At 56.5% G+C, this 16,509-nt stretch carries 15 protein-coding genes; 6 read left to right on the top strand and 9 right to left on the bottom strand.

Features of this window, described 5'->3' with window-relative positions:
- Window positions 1-4: 4 nt before the first annotated feature.
- Both RHM65_RS22700 and RHM65_RS22695 read left to right on the top strand, forming a co-directional pair.
- Entirely contained in the window at window positions 5-409 is a 405-nt protein-coding gene (locus RHM65_RS22700; RefSeq protein ID WP_322168564.1) for a hypothetical protein, read from the top strand.
- Window positions 410-531: 122 nt separating this feature from the next.
- On the top strand, window positions 532-1,113 hold the full coding sequence (locus tag RHM65_RS22695; RefSeq protein ID WP_322168568.1) for a hypothetical protein: 582 nt from the start codon (window positions 532-534) through the stop codon (window positions 1,111-1,113).
- Between the two features lie 126 nt (window positions 1,114-1,239).
- On the opposite strand, the gene RHM65_RS22690 is transcribed toward RHM65_RS22695, so the two are convergent.
- The 5 genes from RHM65_RS22690 to RHM65_RS22670 all read right to left on the bottom strand — a co-directional run bounded on the left by RHM65_RS22690 (window position 1,240) and on the right by RHM65_RS22670 (window position 6,816).
- Window positions 1,240-2,238, bottom strand: a complete 999-nt coding sequence (locus tag RHM65_RS22690) for a sulfate ABC transporter substrate-binding protein (RefSeq protein ID WP_322168570.1) — start codon at window positions 2,236-2,238, stop codon at window positions 1,240-1,242.
- Between the two features lie 91 nt (window positions 2,239-2,329).
- Complete coding sequence (locus RHM65_RS22685) at window positions 2,330-3,163, bottom strand: ion transporter (RefSeq protein ID WP_322168573.1); 834 nt, start codon at window positions 3,161-3,163, stop codon at window positions 2,330-2,332.
- 45 nt (window positions 3,164-3,208) lie between these two features.
- Entirely contained in the window at window positions 3,209-4,078 is an 870-nt protein-coding gene (locus RHM65_RS22680; RefSeq protein WP_322168576.1) for an urea transporter, read from the bottom strand.
- A gap of 402 nt (window positions 4,079-4,480) precedes the next feature.
- Window positions 4,481-5,089, bottom strand: a complete 609-nt coding sequence (locus RHM65_RS22675; RefSeq protein ID WP_322168579.1) for a TetR/AcrR family transcriptional regulator — start codon at window positions 5,087-5,089, stop codon at window positions 4,481-4,483.
- Between the two features lie 767 nt (window positions 5,090-5,856).
- Window positions 5,857-6,816: a D-2-hydroxyacid dehydrogenase family protein gene (locus RHM65_RS22670; RefSeq protein ID WP_322168582.1), complete on the bottom strand. Its 960-nt coding sequence runs from the start codon at window positions 6,814-6,816 to the stop codon at window positions 5,857-5,859.
- A 300-nt stretch (window positions 6,817-7,116) separates the two neighbouring features.
- Here RHM65_RS22670 and RHM65_RS22665 point away from each other — a divergent pair, with 300 nt between their 5' ends.
- Entirely contained in the window at window positions 7,117-8,505 is a 1,389-nt protein-coding gene (locus tag RHM65_RS22665; RefSeq protein WP_322184080.1) for a Fic family protein, read from the top strand.
- On the opposite strand, the gene RHM65_RS22660 is transcribed toward RHM65_RS22665, so the two are convergent.
- From RHM65_RS22660 to RHM65_RS22650, 3 genes are all read right to left on the bottom strand, one after another.
- On the bottom strand, window positions 8,502-9,155 hold the full coding sequence (locus RHM65_RS22660) for a DUF1345 domain-containing protein (protein WP_322168588.1): 654 nt from the start codon (window positions 9,153-9,155) through the stop codon (window positions 8,502-8,504). The genes RHM65_RS22665 and RHM65_RS22660 overlap by 4 nt on opposite strands.
- Before the next feature lie 121 nt (window positions 9,156-9,276).
- The gene (gene gudD / locus RHM65_RS22655; RefSeq protein ID WP_322168591.1) at window positions 9,277-10,629 is read right to left on the bottom strand and encodes a glucarate dehydratase; all 1,353 of its coding nucleotides are present in this window, start codon (window positions 10,627-10,629) and stop codon (window positions 9,277-9,279) included.
- Window positions 10,630-10,707: 78 nt separating this feature from the next.
- Window positions 10,708-12,057, bottom strand: a complete 1,350-nt coding sequence (locus tag RHM65_RS22650) for an MFS transporter (protein WP_322168594.1) — start codon at window positions 12,055-12,057, stop codon at window positions 10,708-10,710.
- Window positions 12,058-12,342: 285 nt separating this feature from the next.
- On the opposite strand from RHM65_RS22650, the gene RHM65_RS22645 reads away from it, so the two are divergent.
- From RHM65_RS22645 to RHM65_RS22635, 3 genes are all read left to right on the top strand, one after another.
- Window positions 12,343-13,056 carry a FadR/GntR family transcriptional regulator gene (locus tag RHM65_RS22645; RefSeq protein ID WP_322168597.1) on the top strand — a complete coding sequence of 238 codons (714 nt, stop codon included), beginning with the start codon at window positions 12,343-12,345 and terminating at the stop codon, window positions 13,054-13,056.
- Between the two features lie 163 nt (window positions 13,057-13,219).
- Window positions 13,220-14,323, top strand: a complete 1,104-nt coding sequence (locus RHM65_RS22640) for a sugar diacid recognition domain-containing protein (RefSeq protein WP_322168600.1) — start codon at window positions 13,220-13,222, stop codon at window positions 14,321-14,323.
- Between the two features lie 117 nt (window positions 14,324-14,440).
- Window positions 14,441-15,580, top strand: coding sequence for a glycerate kinase (locus RHM65_RS22635; RefSeq protein WP_322168603.1), 1,140 nt, complete (start codon window positions 14,441-14,443; stop codon window positions 15,578-15,580).
- On the opposite strand, the gene RHM65_RS22630 is transcribed toward RHM65_RS22635, so the two are convergent.
- Complete coding sequence (locus RHM65_RS22630; protein WP_322168606.1) at window positions 15,577-16,485, bottom strand: hypothetical protein; 909 nt, start codon at window positions 16,483-16,485, stop codon at window positions 15,577-15,579. The two genes, RHM65_RS22635 and RHM65_RS22630, sit on opposite strands and share 4 nt — an antisense overlap.
- Window positions 16,486-16,509: the final 24 nt, after the last annotated feature.

Genomic DNA, 16,509 nt, shown 5'->3' with positions numbered 1-16,509 from the left:
AGATATGAAAAAAATTATGGCGTTCATTTTGCTTTCTTACTCCGCTGCACCTTTCGCTCTTCAGATCGATCGAAATAATCTATATAGTCCAGCATACACAAAATGCTTGGATAATGCTAAGGGTGAGCATCCCAGTGTTATGAGCTGCATTGAAGATGAAAAAATACTACTTCGTAAAATGAGTTTGGAACGTCTTCATGATGACATTCATGATGACGAACAAACTAAGCTAGCATTAAAGATAAAAAATATGGATTCTATGTGGGCCTTATTTGTAAGGGAAAAATGCACCGTTATTTTAGAGCTCGGTGGTCAGCGAGGTGAGATGCTAAAGGGTGACTGTGAAGTGAGGGAAGAGATAGAAAGATTAAGGTATATACGCGAAATATTTATAGAGTCTGAAATATAGTTACGTCAGACGATTGCCCTTGCTGGTTGGCCAAGTTGCGTCCGCCCGCCCCAGCCCGACCCTTATATTGGCAGGGCATGATTGAAGTCCACGCGTTTGTCATAGATACAAAGGAGCATGTAATGAAAAAAATGCTGTTGCCAAGTGTACTAATGATTGTCGCCGTTAATGCATCGGCTGATAAATGCGACTATTCACCGCCTTCAATTATGAAAGCGGCTTATCAAGAAGGGTTATCTACGCCGGTTTATTTTTCTTCCTATCAATTTAACTTGCCCGGTAAGCCTCGATCCTTGCTGAGTGGCGATGGGTTTGTAGCCAGTTATCCGAGCCAAGGGTACGTCGGGCAGCAACACGTAACGTCGAGACCCTGGAGTGACCAGGCCGAGATATTTACCTCGTCATCCCACGCTGTTGCAGATGCTTATCGGCTGATATATGGCGTTTCGTCTGGGGAAAATCTTAACCACGAAGAAGTTGAAGAGCTGAAGCGCCAGCGCTCCCTTTTAAAGCTGGATTGTAATGCGCACGTCACCCGCTATTTGATTGGTGGGTCAGTGGATGTGATTTGGCAGCCAAGTAGGTCGAAGGACGATTTTCATACCGTACTGATTTTGGGGAGTGAGAACGTGGAGCTTATAACAATTCGCCTGCCCGTCGAGGAGGTTCGGCAAGTGATTTTTAGTATTAAACGGAGGATGTAATTAATGATGGATCTCCTATAAATACCCGAATCTGTAGGAGCCAACGTGTTGGCGAAACAGCCTGATTGAGCCTGTCAGGGCTATTGCCTCGCCAACCAGTTGGCTCCTACAGAGCGAAATCCAACACTATTTACCCGAATAAATCTGATCGAAAATCCCGCCGTCACCAAAGTGAGTTTTCTGCACGGTGCGCCAGTCGCCGAAGGTTTTTTCTACCGACAGAAAGTCGACTTTCGGGAAGCGGTCGGCGTATTTCGCCAGTACGGTGGGGTCGCGTGGGCGCAGGTAGTTGGCGGCGGCGATTTCCTGGCCTTCGGGTGACCAGAGGTATTTCAAGTATTCTTCGGCCACGGCCCGGGTGCCTTTTTTGTCGACGACTTTATCGACCACCGTCACCGGTGGCTCTGCTTCGGCCGAGACGCTTGGATAGACCACTTCGAACTGATCGCGGCCAAACTCTTTGGCGATCATTTCGGCTTCGTTTTCGAAGGTCACCAACACATCTCCGATCTGGTTAGTCATGAACGTGGTAGTTGCGCCACGGCCACCAGTGTCGAGTACCGGTACGTTGGCAAATAGCTTGCCGACGAATTGTTTCGCGGCGGCTTCGTCACCACCGTTTTTCAGCGTATAGCCCCACGCCGACAGGTAGGTGTAACGGCCATTGCCCGAGGTTTTAGGGTTGGGCACGATCACTTGCACGCCGTCTTTTACCAAGTCGTTCCAGTCTTTGAGGCCTTTAGGGTTGCCCTTGCGCACGATAAATACCGTGGCAGACGTAAAGGGCGCGCTGTCATTCGGCAGGCGGGTGATCCAGTTATCAGGTACCAACTTGCCGTTGTCGGCCAAGGCGTTGATGTCGGTGGCCATGTTCATGGTGATCACGTCAGCCGGCAGGCCATCAATCACCGAGCGGGCCTGTTTGCTGGAGCCGCCAAAGGACATCTGCAACGTGATGTTCTCGTTGTGCTCGGCCTGCCAGTGCTTCTGGAACGCGCTGTTGTAGTCTTTGTAGAAGTCGCGCATGACGTCGTAAGAGACGTTGAGCAGCGGCGGAGCAGCCTGGACCGTGCTGGCGATGGCCAGACCTACGGCCAATAGTGAGGCACCCAAAAGTTTGTTCACGGCGAATTCCTTGTTCGAGGTTGGGTGGGGCTTAGTGCGCGCGACTATAGCCGGATGCAGTGCGGCTTATAAATACTAAAAACGGAGGTACTTATGCCTGTTTATCAACGTTTGGAAACAGCGCATTGCCGCAACGGGCGCAGAACGCCGCTTCGTTTTCGTGGTTGGTCTTGGCGCACACAGGGCATTCATGCTCAAGCCCACCGCCGCGCATGGCGTTGGCCAGTTCGGCTGTGAAAATGCCGGTGGGCACGGCGATGATCGAATAACCGGTAATCATCAACAGTGACGCTAGCATTTGCCCGGCTGGCGTCTTCGGCACGATGTCGCCAAAGCCTACGGTGGTCATCGTGACAATGGCCCAATAAATGCCAACCGGAATACTGGTGTAACCGTTCGCCGGCCCTTCGATCACATACATCAAGGTGCCAAATATGATCACCAAGGTGGAAATTGTCGCGAGAAACACGATGATTTTTTGCTTGCTGCCACGCAGTGCCAATAACAAGAAATTGGCTTGCTTCAAATAGGGACTGAGCTTGAGCACCCGGAAGATTCGCAGCATCCGAATGATCCGAATGATTAGCAAATATTGTGCGTCAGCGTAATACAGCGCCAGAATTCCCGGCACAATTGCCAGCAGATCGACCAGCCCGTAAAAGCTGAAGGCATAGCGCATCGGCTTCGGCGAGCAGTACAGCCGCAAGGCGTACTCGACAGCGAATACGAGCGTGAAGCCCCATTCGATGTAGGCGAACAAATCGATGTAATTGCGGTGAATGCTGTCGATACTGTCAATGATGACGACGAATAGGCTGCTTAAGATGATTAGCAGCAGGGCAGTGTCGAAGCGTCGACCGGCGACGGTGTCGGTCTGAAAAATGATGATGCGTAGCTGTTCACGCCAGCCAGTGTTGCTGTCCATGGGTCAATTCCGAAGTGAATTTTTGCAAAGCCTGGAGCTTTCGGCTCACCAGTGCAAGCCGTGATCGGATGTGGACTGTCGCAGCAGACGGGCGCTGGCCTGAACCAGCCAGCAAGCCAGGACAAATGGCGCGGTCAAGGTCGGCAGACCCAGTTGGGAAAATCCGGGCTGCAGGACAATGGCCAGAGCGATCGCGAACAACGGCAGCCACGGTTTGGTGCGCTGATGACTGAACGCCAAGCCGGCCAGCGCCGGGTTGTAGCTGGCGAGGCCGAACAGGGCGCTGGAGGGTTCATTTTGTACAAGTGCCACGGCGATTCCGGCGGTGCAGCCCAGCAACGCCCAACAGGCGCCACGTCGATCAGCGATCAGCAGGCCGGCACCGATCATCAGCCCCGCTAACGGTTGATCGAGCAAAAATATTTGTCCCAATCCTTGGGACACGGCGTGTAGCAAGGTGTTGTCGGCAGTGTTGAGTGCGGGTGTGTGGGGCATTACAACGGCAAGTAACAACCAACTGAACAGCACAAACGGCGCGGTGTAAGCCTTCAGGCAATGCGCTTGCCGGGTGTTCGCCAACCAATGGTGCATGAGCATCGCGCTTAAGCCACCGCTGACCATAATTAGCAACGGCAATACGGGTGACCAAGGCAACTGATGACACAACAACACGCCCAGCAGCACCCCGTTGTAACTGTAGAGACCGGCTTGGCGTTCAGCTTTGTCATAGCCACGCCGTTGAGCAGTGAGTAAACCGGCCACCGCACCCAGCAACGCGCCCCCCAGCAATTCAGGTGCGGTGAGCAGGATTGCCAGCAGACAAAGCATTCCGCAAAAAGGATGGCGTTGCAGCAGGACTTGGCTAAAGCCGTTGAGGATGGCTTCGGCCCAGTCGGGGCAGGAGATTTTGTTCATGGATTTATATTTTATTGTGATCAATTAAGTATGTATTTGTATACAATATGTCTGGGGGCGAAGTTTATTCACGACGAGGCACGTCGGTCAAAGGCTTTTTTCTTTCTGTGGAGTGGATGACTTGAGGTTGCAGCGTGTCAGGACTGAAGCCTTCCCGAATAAATTCGGTCCCACAGATTTTCAGTGCCGACTCTTTCGTGTTTGCCGAAAAGTCTCTGTGGCTTGCCAACGAAAGCGCCGTTGCAAGGGCCCTAGTTTTCAGGTCGACATCAGCGGCGCTATTACCGGCGTCTTCGCAGGCAAGCCTGCTCCCACAGATTCAGGCGATGCATAGATTTCTGTTGGAGCTGCCGAAGGCTGCGATAAGTCCGAGAACCAGGGAATGTGGGGTCAGGCCAAGGGCTACTTGTCTAGCTCACAACCCTTAAGCACCAACCGGATGATGGTCTCGGCAGCCGCTTCGTAGTCGCTGTCTTCGAGTTTGGATTTGCCGGTAACGGTGGAAATTTGCCAGTCGAAGTCGGCGTAGGTTTGGGTCGCGGCCCAGATGGTGAACATCAGGTGGTGGGGGTCGAGGGGGGCGATTTGGCCGCTGTCGATCCAGGACTGGATGCACTCGATGTTGTACTTGGCCTGCTCGTTGAGCTGCCCGACTTGCTCGGCGGTCAGGTGCGGCGCGCCGTGCATGATTTCGCTGGCGAACACTTTTGAGGCGTGGGGCAGGTCGCGGGAGATGCGGATTTTCGAGCGAATGTAGCCGCTGAGTACCTCGGCCGGCACGCCGTCGCGGTTGAAGGGCGTCGAAGCCTGCAAAATTGGCTCGATGATGCTTTCAAGCACCTCGCGGTAGAGGTTCTCTTTGGACTTGAAGTAGTAATAGACATTGGGCTTTGGCAGCCCGGCCTTGGCCGCGATGTCGCTGGTTTTGGCGGCGGCGAAGCCCTTGTCGGCAAACTCCTCACTGGCTGCGTTTAGGATCAGTTCTTTGTTTCGCTCGCGAATGCTGCTCATAAACCAGAGAATTCCTTGCCAGTCCTGGCGGTTGCGCATGGTAGCACCGGCCTTGCGACGGGCTCAAGAATGCCCGTCACGGCGCATAGCCCCTGAACCTGTGGGGTGCAGCTGTCACCGAGCTGAACACTTGATGTTTTGCGGGCGGTAGCACTGCTCGCTTGAGCCCAATGATTAGGCTATTGGCCATTTATCAATGTCCGTGCAGCCTGCCGGTTTTAACGCTGCGCGATTCGCTGTTGATCGGGTGTGGGTGAGCCGGTGGTGGTGGTTGCGGCCAAGTTGTCGCGCGTGATCAAGCCGTAGTGACCAACGCTGAGTGCGATTTGGCGCGGTAGCGCGAACTGATCAAAATCGGTTCCACCAGCCAACAGGAAGCGGCGTTCTATCCCAACGTCGATCTGAGTGCTGAAGTCGGTTACCGCAGCAACGCATGGGGCGGATTGTTCTCGGTGCCAACCGCATCTGGACCCTGGGGGCGAAGCCGGTACGGCTTTGGGGTTTCATTGACACGGTAGATTGCAAGCAGCCGCAGATACTGTGGGAGTAGGCTTGCCTGCGAAGAGGCCCGTAGTCGCGCCGCTGATGTCGACCTGAAACCTGGGTCGCCTGCCCTCAAACATAGAATCTCCCACAGAGATTTTTTGGCAGACACGCAATAGTAAGCACTGAACATCTGATCGCAGCCTTCGGCAGCGCCTACAAAAGTTTGTGCATCGCCAAAATCAGTGATCTCAGCCACACAAAAGCGGACCTCCCGCAGTCAGTTACCCCAAAACCCGAATCGGTTTACCACCTTGCCACGCCTGAATGTCTTCGATCATCTGGCTGAAGAACATCCGGTAGTTATTCTCTGTGACGTAACCGATGTGCGGTGTGGCCAGCACGTTGCTCAGGGTACGAAACGGATGGTCGGCGGGCAGCGGTTCGGGGTCGAAAACATCCAACGCGGCCCCGGCAATATCGCCGCGCTGCATCAAGCTGATCAGCGCCGCTTCGTCGATGATGGGGCCGCGCGCTGTATTGATCAGGTAGGCGGTCGGTTTCATCCAGCTCAGCGACTGGGCATCGACAATGCCGCGGCTGCGGTCACTGAGCACCAGATGCACACTCAGCACGTCCGATTGCTCAAACAGTTCGCGCTTGGTCACGTAGGTAACGCCCACTTCAGCGGCACGTTCGACGGTAAGGTTTTCACTCCAGGCGATCACCCGCATGCCGAACGCCTGGGCATATTTGGCAACCCATTTGCCGATGCTGCCCAAGCCCAGAATCCCCAACGTTTTGCCATACAAGTCGCTGCCCAACCCGATTTGCCAACCGCCGTCGCGAAAGGAATTGGCCTCCCCCACGAGGTTGCGGGTGATGCCCATGATCAAGGCCCAAGTCACTTCTGGTGCGGCGTTTTTATAGCTGTCGGTGCCGCACACTTGAATGCCAAGACGTGCCGCAGCGGGGAGGTCGATAGCCGCATTGCGCATGCCGCCGGTGACCAACAACTTCAGGTGCGGCAGTTGGCTCAACAAGGCGTCGTTGAACTGCGTACGCTCTCGCATGACGCAAATGACCTCGAACGATGCCAGCCGGGCAACCATGGTTGCAGTGTCTGCCGGGAACTCATGCAAAAAACTGACGTCGGCGATGGCGTTAAGAACCGCCCAGTCCACCACGTCGCTGGCCACTGATTGCCAGTCGTCGAGGACGGCGATTCGCAGGAGGGAAGTCATTCAAAGTGCCTCGCTAAGGTGCGTTGGAATTATGAGTGCGCAGTAATCGTTTTGTTGACGAAAAGCTGATTTCTAATCGAAACTTCTCGGGAATAAGCGGTTTAAGCTACTTTGTGGAGGTTTTAAGTGACGGACTGGATCGGTTATCGATGGCTGCAACACCATTATTCGCTGCAGTGCGTACAGGCATTGCGCGTTGACAGTCAAATTTCCAAGTCACGAACCACCGAACGTGAAGACGGTTACGTCCACGAATACTATCCAGCCACGTCACGACCTGTCGACACCTTTGCAGGCCATTTGGCTTTCGCCTTTAAGCACGAAGGCATTCATCTTGAGTTACTTGCACGCCTATTTAACGAGGTCTCAGCAGAGCAGTTGGACCGCTGGATTGATGCTGAACCTACCGGGCAGTACGCACGACGGGCCGGTTTTTTCTACGAGTTTCTGACCGGAAACCGTTTAAGTTTTAAGGGCGTTATCAGCGGGAATTACATCTCGGCCCTTGATGAAAACCTTTATCTGACAGCCCCACGGCCAGAAAATAATCCACGTTGGCGGGTGCGCAATAATCTACCGGGGACACGTGACTATTGCCCGATGGTATTGCGCAACGAACGCATCAGGCAGATCGAAGAATACAACTGTGCGCAGCAACTAAACGCCCTTGAGATCGAGTTTGGGTCTGATCTACTGCAACGCAGTTCGGTGTGGTTGACGATTAAGGAGAGCCGCGCGAGTTTCGCTATTGAGCATGAAGAGCAGCACACTGATCGCGTTCAGCGTTTTGCCTCCGTAATGGAACAACGTTGTGGTCAGTATGAGCAGCCGTTGTCTGATTCTGCGTTGACTGACCTGCAGGCTCAGATTCTCGGTCCGCGTGCGACCCGCTACGGGCTTCGCCGTTCGCCGGTATTTGTGGGGGAGGTGGATGGCTTCACAGATGTCGTACATTACATCGCACCCCATTGGAACGACGCGCCTTCATTGCTAAGCGGTTTACGGATGGTTGCGCAACGTACTGAGGGTGCATCGGCGTTGATACGAGCGGCCGTTCTATCGTTCGGCTTTGTGTATATCCACCCGATGGCTGATGGTAACGGTCGAATTTCACGTTTCTTGATCAACGATGTGCTGCGGCGAGATCGAGCTATTCCCGAACCCTTCATCCTCCCTGTATCGGCGACTATCACAAGCAGCCTGGTGAATCGCCGTGGCTACGATCAGATTCTCGAATTGTTTTCTCGGCCTCTGATGCGCCGTTATGCTGCCGACTGGCGATTTGCCGCCGAGCAGGTGGCTGAAGATGGGGTGCATTACAGCTTGGAATTCGACGCTTACCAGGACGCGCTACCTGCTTGGCGTTATCCGGATTTGACGGACCACGTTGAATACCTCGGCCACGTGGTAAAGGTCACTATCGAACTAGAAATGCGCAAAGAGGCCGACCATTTGCGCGCCCTTCGACTGGCCCGTGAGCAGGTCAAAAATGTGCTGGAAGGCCCTGACAGCGACATAGATCGCATTATCCGTTCGGTTCGAGAGAACGGCGGGAAGTTATCAAATAAATTGTTGAAGGAGTTTCCGCTGTTATCGGAGGGCTCAGTCGGCGTGGATGTGGTTGCAGTCATTCAGACGGTTTTTGCTGCAAGAGAAACAACGCCTGAGCTTCCAGGGTCTTTCTCCTAACCAAACAACCCCGCCGCAATGTTGATCGAAAACCCCAGAATCGCGGTATTGAACACAAAGCCAATCAACGATTGCGCGAGCACGGTTTTGCGTAAATCGCGGCTGGCGACACCGACGTCGGCGGTTTGCACGGCGACGCTGATGGTGAAAGAAAAATACAAAAAGTCCCAGTAGTTCGGGTTTTGTTCCCCGTCGGCAAAGCGTAGCGCCGGTTCTTGGGTGTCGGCGGTGTAGAACAAGCGCGCGTAGTGCAGACTGAAAATCACCCCGGTGATCAGCCAGGAACCGACCACCGTCAGCCCGGTGAAACCGTAGTGCAGTGCTTTGGCACTGGTGCTGAGGTCTTTGCTGCCGATCAACTCCACGCTAATGGCCGCCAGGCTGGCAATTGCCGCGACGCAAACCATCGCCAGCACCAGCCCGGCATTTTCATCTTCAATGATGGCGAAACGCTTGACGTCGTCGGCATCTGTGCGCGTGGTTAGCCACATCATCAAAATCAGGTAGGTCCAGACGCCAACGTTCCAGCCGATCAGTATGTGGGTGGTCAGCGTGAGGCCGGGAACAATGAAACTGCAGGCGATGCCGCTGGCGCAGCCAACCAATCCAGCGGCGGTCAGACGGGGGTGAGTACGGGAAAGGTGGGGCATTGGAGAGCATCGCGGTGAGGGTCTGCGGGAACCTTAGCACGCTCTCTGTGGCAGATGAAAAAACGGCGCGCGAGTGTTTCAGCGCCGCACGCCTAAGGGGGCGAAAACGCGATGAAGGGGTTTAGCGCACCAGGCTCGGTCGCTTGTTATTGAATGACCAGCCTGGAATCAAATACTGCATGGCAATGCCGTCGTCCCGGGCCCCAAGCCCCATGCCTTTGTACAGCGCGTGGGCTTTTGCCACTTGATCGGTGTCCAGTTCGATACCTAACCCCGGTTTTTTCGGCACTTGCACGCAGCCGCCAACGATTTGCAGCGGTTCTTTGGTCAGGCGTTGGCCGTCTTGCCAGATCCAATGGGTGTCGATGGCCGTGATGTCGCCCGGTGCCGCTGCAGCAACGTGGGTGAACATCGCCAAAGAAATATCAAAGTGGTTATTCGAATGCGAACCCCAGGTCAGGCCCCATTCATGGCACATCTGCGCCACGCGCACTGAGCCTTGCAGGGTCCAGAAGTGCGGGTCGGCCAAGGGGATGTCCACCGATTGCAACTGAATCGCATGGCCCATCTCGCGCCAGTCGGTGGCGATCATGTTGGTGGCGGTTTTCAGGCCGGTGGCGCGACGGAATTCGGCCATGACTTCACGGCCGGAGTAGCCATTTTCGGCGCCACAGGGGTCTTCTGCGTAAGCCAAAACCGCGTGCTGATCGCGGCACAAGTGAATCGCTTCTTTGAGTGACCAAGCGCCATTGGGGTCAAGGGTGATGCGCGCATCGGGAAAGCGCTCGGCGAGGGCGGTGACGGCTTCGATTTCTTCGGCGCCGCGCAACACGCCGCCCTTGAGTTTGAAGTCCTTGAAGCCGTATTTGGCGTGGGCCGCTTCGGCCAGGCGCACCACAGATTCGGTGGTCATCGCTTCTTCGTGGCGCAGACGGAACCAATCGTTTTCAGCCTCCGGCTCGCTGCGGTAGGCGAGGTCGGTCTTGTTGCGATCGCCGATGTAGAACAAGTAACCGAGCATTTTTACTTCGTCGCGTTGCTGGCCTTCGCCGAGCAGGGCCGCAACCGGTACGTCCAGGTGCTGGCCGAGCAGGTCGAGCATCGCTGCCTCCAGGCCAGTAACGGCGTGGATGGTGATGCGCAAATCGAAAGTCTGCAGGCCGCGTCCGCCTGAGTCACGATCGGCGAACGCTTGGCGCACTTGATTGAGAATCTTCTGGTACGTGCCGATGGGGCTGCCCACGACTAGCGAGCGGGCATCTTCCAGGGTTTGCCGAATGCGTTCGCCGCCGGGCACTTCGCCGACGCCGGTGTGCCCGGCGTTGTCCTTGAGAATCACAATGTTGCGCGTGAAAAACGGGCCGTGGGCGCCGCTCAGGTTCAGCAGCATGCCGTCATGGCCAGCAACCGGAACAATTTGCATGCTGGTAATCACGGGGGCGTTGCCGACAGCTTGGGCGTTTGAGGTATTCATACTGGAGTCCTATAAACAGTGCGAGGCAGTGGTTTATCAGCGGCGCCACTGAGGATCGCGGCGCGCGGCCACGTTGCTTCAGGAATGAGTCGGCGCCTGTTTGCCGGTCACTGCGGTGGCGGGCGAACGTTTAGGCGTGTTGCGGGCGTAGAACACAATGATCGCGGCGATGATCGAAGTGCCGGCCAAGCCGTACAGGCCACCTTGAATCGAACCGGTGTGCTCTTCGAGCCAGCCAAAGGTCGCCGGGGCGAAAAAGCCGCCAAGGTTGCCGAGGGAGTTGATCAGTGCGATCACTCCGGCAGCGATACGTGCGTCCAGATACGCCTGGGGGATCGGCCAGAACAGCGACGAAGCGGATTTGAACCCCAGCGCGGCAAAGCAGATCGCAACAAAGGCGAAGATCGGTCCGCCAGTGGTGGACATAAACATCCCGGCGGCGGCGATCAGCAGTGCGGCGGCCACCCAGGCCTGCTGGTGCTTCCATTTCGCCGAGAGTCCAGCAAAAGCGTACATGCCGATGATCGACAGCAGCCAAGGGATCGAGTTGAACAGCCCGACTTGCATGTCACTGAGGTCGCCCATCTTCTTGATAATGCTGGGCAGCCAGAACGTCGCGGCGTAGATCGTCAATTGAATGAAGAAGTAGATCACGCAAAACAGGATGATCTGCCGGTCTTTGAGCAGGGTCATCATCGACGGCTTGATCGGTGTGGCGGCTTCACGTTCTGCCTGTTCGGTCTCGATGGCCTCGACCAAGGCGTCTTTTTCGGCGATGGTCAGCCACTTGGCGTCATGGGGTTTGGAATCCAGCCAGAACCAGACGAAAAAGCATAGGCCGACCGAAAACAACCCTTCGATCAAGTACATCCATTGCCAGCCATGCAACCCCATGCCGCTGATTTGCAGCAGGGCGCCGGAGAGGGGGCCGGAAATCAGTGACGCGAGGGCTGAACCGCTGAGGAATATCGCAATGGCTTTACCGCGCTCGACGCCCGGCAACCAGCGGGTGAAGTAATAAATCACCCCAGGAAAGAAGCCGGCCTCAGCAACGCCCAGCAGAAAACGCAGGATATAAAAATGGGTTTCGGTTTGGATGAAGGCCATGCAGGCGGCCACCAAGCCCCACGTCAGCATGATCCGTGTCAGCCAGATACGGGCGCCGACTTTCTGCAAGAGGATATTGGAGGGTACTTCGAACAGCGCGTAACCGATAAAGAACAACCCGGCGCCCAAACCGTAGGCGGCGGCACCGATGCCCAGATCGTGTTCCATGTAGCTTCGGACGAAACCGATGTTGACGCGGTCGATGTAATTGACGATGAACATGATGACGAACAGCGGCAGTACACGACGCTTCACTTTTGATACGGCTGAAAGGAGCACGGACACCGTGCCGTCGCTCACCCTGGCATTGGATGTAGTCACAATCTGAACTCCCACTCGTTATTTTTATGCGGGTAATGTTGCAACCGGATCATGCGTCCAGTTGGCAGTCATCATACAAGTAAAATTACGTCGCGCAAGTGGGTTAGGTGCCGATTATCCAAGTTTTATTGGGGTTTTGGCGTTGTTCTAAAAGGCTGTCGTAGGCGGGATACTTAAAAAATTCATAGTTGTCATACAAGCTGGCGAGCAATTCATTGCAAGTGAAACAGGTGGTATCATCCCCGCCAGCGCGGGTCTTAGCGCGTCTATCTGGACATCATTTGCATGCACACTTTGCCGCCCGTTTTGACCAAGCGACGACCTAACAGCCTCGCCACCGATCTGGTGACGCAACTGAGTCAGCGGATTTTATTGGGCAAAATCAGCCCCGGTGAAAAGCTCCCTTCGGAAAGCGAAATCGTTCGTGAGCACGGCGTCAGTCGCACCGTAGTCCGCGAGGCGATTTCAAAGCTGCAGGCCTCCGGGCTGGTAGAAACCCGGCACGGCATCGGCACCTTTGTGCTGGAGCATCGCGGCCCGACTGGCATGCGCTTGAAGGTCGAAACCGCCGCCAGCGTGCGTGACATTATTGAGCTGCGCATTGGCTTGGAAACTCAGGCCGTGGCACTGGCGGCGTTACGCCGTACCGATGAACAGTTGGGGGCTATGCGTCAGGCGCTGGATGACTATCAGGACCTGTTGGCGAAGGAAGACAGCTGCGTTGAGGCCGACCGACGTTTTCATCTGTTGATTGCTGAAGCCACGGGCAATCCGTGCTTCGTCGAAATCATGCAGCACCTGGGTCCGGCGATGATCCCGCGTAGCCGTATTGGCTCCAGCGAACGCAGGGGCATTAACCTTGCGCATCACGGTTATTTGGCCAACCTCGAACACGAAGCCTTGCTGAGCGCGATCCGCCGCCAAGACCCTGACGCAGCCCGCGCGGCCATGTGGACGCATTTGAGCAACAGTCGAGAGCGATTGGCGCCGTTGGAATAGGGATTTCTACAACCCTCTGTAGGAGCCAACGTGTTGGCGATGCTTTTTCAGCGATGTGCCAGACAAGCCGCTTCGCCAACAAGTGGGCTCCTACCGGGAGTCTATGATTCAGCGCTCCGAATCATGCAAACTCACCCTCATTCCCCTCTGCCCGGAGCCTTTTATGTTTGCGCTCGACCACGCTCTTGCTCAGGACATCGTTGACCGGGCTATGGCGATTTTGCCGTGCAACGTCAATGTGATGGACTACCTGGGCATTATCATCGGCAGTGGCGAGGCCGACCGCTTGTACACTCGGCATGAAGGGGCACAGTTGGTGCTGGCCAATCACCGGGTGGTGGAAATCGACTCGCAGACCGCCAAGCACTTGAGCGGTGTGCGGCCGGGGGTTAATTTGCCGTTGATGCTGGATCAGCAATTGGTCGGTGTGCTGGGCATCACCGGCGAACCGGACGAGGTTCGGGTCTATGGCGAATTGGTTAAGATGACCGCCGAAATGCTCATGGAACATCGTCGTCAGCAAGCGGACCAGCAATGGCGGCATCAGCGTAGCGAAGATTTGCTCTCGCGGCTGTTACTGCCTGACTGCCCAAGCAGCCTGGTCGAGGAGGCGGAGCACCTGGGATTGCAACCGCAGTTGCCGCGTCAGGTGGTATTGATTGAACTGCCAGCGCACACCTCTACCGCCAGTCAAATAAGCAACTGGCTGAACGCCCGTTACGTCAACAGTTGGTGCGTCGTTCGCGAGTCGACGCTGGTGTATTGGTGCCGGGCCAATGGTAAAGAACGCGATGACGCGCTGTTGCTGGAGCAACTGGCGGAGCAGGGTTGGCCAGCTCTGCGTTTGGTCACTGTGGAGCAGTCTGCCGGTCTGTCGACCTTACGCCACGCCTGCGCCGCTGCCCGCGATTTACTGGATTACGCCCGCCACGTTCATCCGCAGCAGCGCCTGTTTCGTTTAGCGGTGCATCGGCTGGCGGTGTTGTTTTGGCGCTACCGTAACGATTGGCTCGCCCAGGGTGTGGCCGATCCCATCACCCGATTACAGAACAGCAACAGCAGCCAGTTGCTGGAAACCTTGCGCAGTTGGTTCGATTACAGCGGCGAAAGCCAAGCCTGCGCCGACGCATTAGGTATCCACCGCAATAGCCTGCGCTATCGACTGGAGAAGGTCGCCGAACTCAGCGGCTGCGACCCTTATCGAACCAACGACCTGCTGCGGCTTTATTTGGGTTTGCAAATGACCCCGCGCAGTGATGCCGATTAACACAACCGCAACCGTTGTTCCGATGACCAATAACGCCTGGTGTTAGTTGTGCGAAGGTCAGGCGGAAAATGTCGACCAGGGTGAGAACATCCACTCATTACGCACAGGAAAATAACTATGAAAATCGTCATCGCCCCGGATTCTTTCAAGGACAGCCTGAGCGCTCAAGGTGTCGCCGTTGCTGTCGCGAGCGGTTTGGCCGATGTCTGGCCAGATGCCGAACTCGTTCAATGCCCAATGGCGGATGGCGGTGAAGGCACTATCGAGGCGATTTTGGCAGCGTGCGACGGCCAGTGGATGCGTGCCGCGGTCACCGGTCCGCTGGGCGATGCAGTACACGCGCAATGGGGTTGGCTGGAGCAAAGTCGCACCGCAATCATCGAGATGGCCATGGCCAGTGGTCTGCAACTCTTGACCCTGGAGCAACGAGACGCCTGTATCAGCACGACCCACGGCACCGGTGAATTGATTGGCGCGGCGCTGGATGCCGGTGCGCAACGGATCATTTTGGCCATCGGCGGCAGCGCGACCAATGACGCCGGCAGCGGCATGCTGTCGGCGCTGGGTGCGCGGTTCCTGGATGCCGAGGGTCACCGTGTCGCGCCAGGCGGCATCGCATTGGCGCAGGTCCAACGAATTGAACTGGACGGCCTCGACAGCCGTTTGCGCGACGTGCGCTTCGAAGTCGCCGCGGACGTTGATAACCCGCTATGCGGGCTGCACGGAGCGTCGCATATTTTTGGGCCGCAAAAGGGCGCTTCGCCCCAGCAAGTCCTGGAACTGGACGCTGCGCTGGACCATTTCGCCGATCAATCCGTCGCCGTGCTGGGCCGTGACCTGCGGGACAACCCTGGCTGTGGCGCAGCGGGCGGCATGGGCTTCGCCGCCAAGGCGTACCTGAACGCGACCTTTCGGCCTGGCGTGGAGGTCGTGGCTGATTTGGTCGGGCTGGCCGAAGCACTCGACGGCGCCGACTTGGTGATCACTGGTGAGGGCCGTTTCGACGCCCAAACCCTGCGCGGTAAAACCCCGTTTGGCGTTGCAAAAATTGCCCAGCGCAAAGGCGTTCCGGTGATCGTTTTGGCGGGGACCTTGGGCGAGGGCTATGCCGAGCTTTACGAACACGGCATCAGCGCGGCGTTCGCCGTGACCAGCGGCCCGATGACCCTCGATCACGCCTGCCGCAACGCTGCCGACTTGTTGCATGACCGGGCCCGCGATCTGGCCAAGGTCTGGCAGTTGGCGGCGTCGCGCTAAGCGTGTTTTTGGCCTTTTGTGTACGGGGTGATGTAGCCACACCCCAGCCATTCATTCAGGCGTTGGCCGTCGCTGAGACGCTGAAAAAATCCCGGTGACATCCACCGTGCGTGGCCATCGACATTCGGTGCGCCGCGCCCGGTGCGCAGGTCGTTGAGCCACAGAGTCCGGGTTTCGAAAGATAGGCGCGTCAGGGCGCTGCTGTTGGGCACGCCTGCGTGGGCGTGGGCACCGGAAAAGGCGATGATCGAACCGGGCGCGATGAGCACCGGTTGCCCAAGGCTAGCGTCCACGGTTTCGAGTAAATGCGGCGTGGCCTGATCGGCGTCTACCGAGTTACGGCCGCCGGCTCGGGATTGCGCCAGCACTGCGGCAAGGTCGAACCCAGCACTGCTGTTGTGCAACGGCTGCTCCCATAGGTGCGGGTAGATGGCGAAGGTTCTTTCGGCATTCACGGGGTAGAGGGGTGCCCACCAATTGGTCTGCGCATAGAGGTTCGAACCCCACGTGTCACGATGAAACGCGATGGTTGCGGTCGCACGTGCGCGGGACGCGGGTGCGTCGAGACAGGGCGGAGGTTGGAAACGTAAATGCAGCCGGTCACAGGCAAGCTCCGTCGGGTCGAAGCCGATGTCTTCCATCAGCTGGGTCCAGAGGTTTTTTACTTCTTGTGCCTGATGAAAGTCCTGTTGGCAGCGAGTGAATCCTTCGGCTTGTTGAGCGTGGGACCAGTGCTGATGAATCAATGTAGGGGTGTGGGGGAACAAGGCCTCACGCAAAAAACCATCGGCGAACGTCACCAGTTTCGCCATTGCTGGTTGAGCGTCGATAGCCAGGATATGACCCCTGTAGAGCTGGTCATGGACGTCGTCGGGAGAGCACGGCAGGGTGAGCGCGTGGTACATGGTTGAGGTCTCGAAAACCGCGGC

Origin of the sequence: Pseudomonas sp. CCI4.2 (assembly GCF_034350045.1) — a bacterium.
Taxonomy (GTDB): Bacteria; Pseudomonadota; Gammaproteobacteria; order Pseudomonadales; family Pseudomonadaceae; genus Aquipseudomonas.
The sequence above is the reverse complement of the archived record's forward strand: the minus strand, read 5'-3'. Positions and strand labels throughout refer to the sequence as shown.

Coding starts and splice junctions, on each gene's coding strand:
- RHM65_RS22700 (WP_322168564.1), top strand. CDS start 5: ATGAAAAAAATTATGGCGTTCATTTTGCTTTCTTACTCCGCTGCACCT.
- RHM65_RS22695 (WP_322168568.1), top strand. CDS start 532: ATGAAAAAAATGCTGTTGCCAAGTGTACTAATGATTGTCGCCGTTAAT.
- RHM65_RS22685 (WP_322168573.1), bottom strand. CDS start 3,163: ATGGACAGCAACACTGGCTGGCGTGAACAGCTACGCATCATCATTTTT.
- RHM65_RS22680 (WP_322168576.1), bottom strand. CDS start 4,078: ATGAACAAAATCTCCTGCCCCGACTGGGCCGAAGCCATCCTCAACGGC.
- RHM65_RS22675 (WP_322168579.1), bottom strand. CDS start 5,089: ATGAGCAGCATTCGCGAGCGAAACAAAGAACTGATCCTAAACGCAGCC.
- RHM65_RS22670 (WP_322168582.1), bottom strand. CDS start 6,816: ATGACTTCCCTCCTGCGAATCGCCGTCCTCGACGACTGGCAATCAGTG.
- RHM65_RS22660 (WP_322168588.1), bottom strand. CDS start 9,155: ATGCCCCACCTTTCCCGTACTCACCCCCGTCTGACCGCCGCTGGATTG.
- gudD (WP_322168591.1), bottom strand. CDS start 10,629: ATGAATACCTCAAACGCCCAAGCTGTCGGCAACGCCCCCGTGATTACC.
- RHM65_RS22645 (WP_322168597.1), top strand. CDS start 12,343: ATGCACACTTTGCCGCCCGTTTTGACCAAGCGACGACCTAACAGCCTC.
- RHM65_RS22640 (WP_322168600.1), top strand. CDS start 13,220: ATGTTTGCGCTCGACCACGCTCTTGCTCAGGACATCGTTGACCGGGCT.
- RHM65_RS22635 (WP_322168603.1), top strand. CDS start 14,441: ATGAAAATCGTCATCGCCCCGGATTCTTTCAAGGACAGCCTGAGCGCT.
- RHM65_RS22630 (WP_322168606.1), bottom strand. CDS start 16,485: ATGTACCACGCGCTCACCCTGCCGTGCTCTCCCGACGACGTCCATGAC.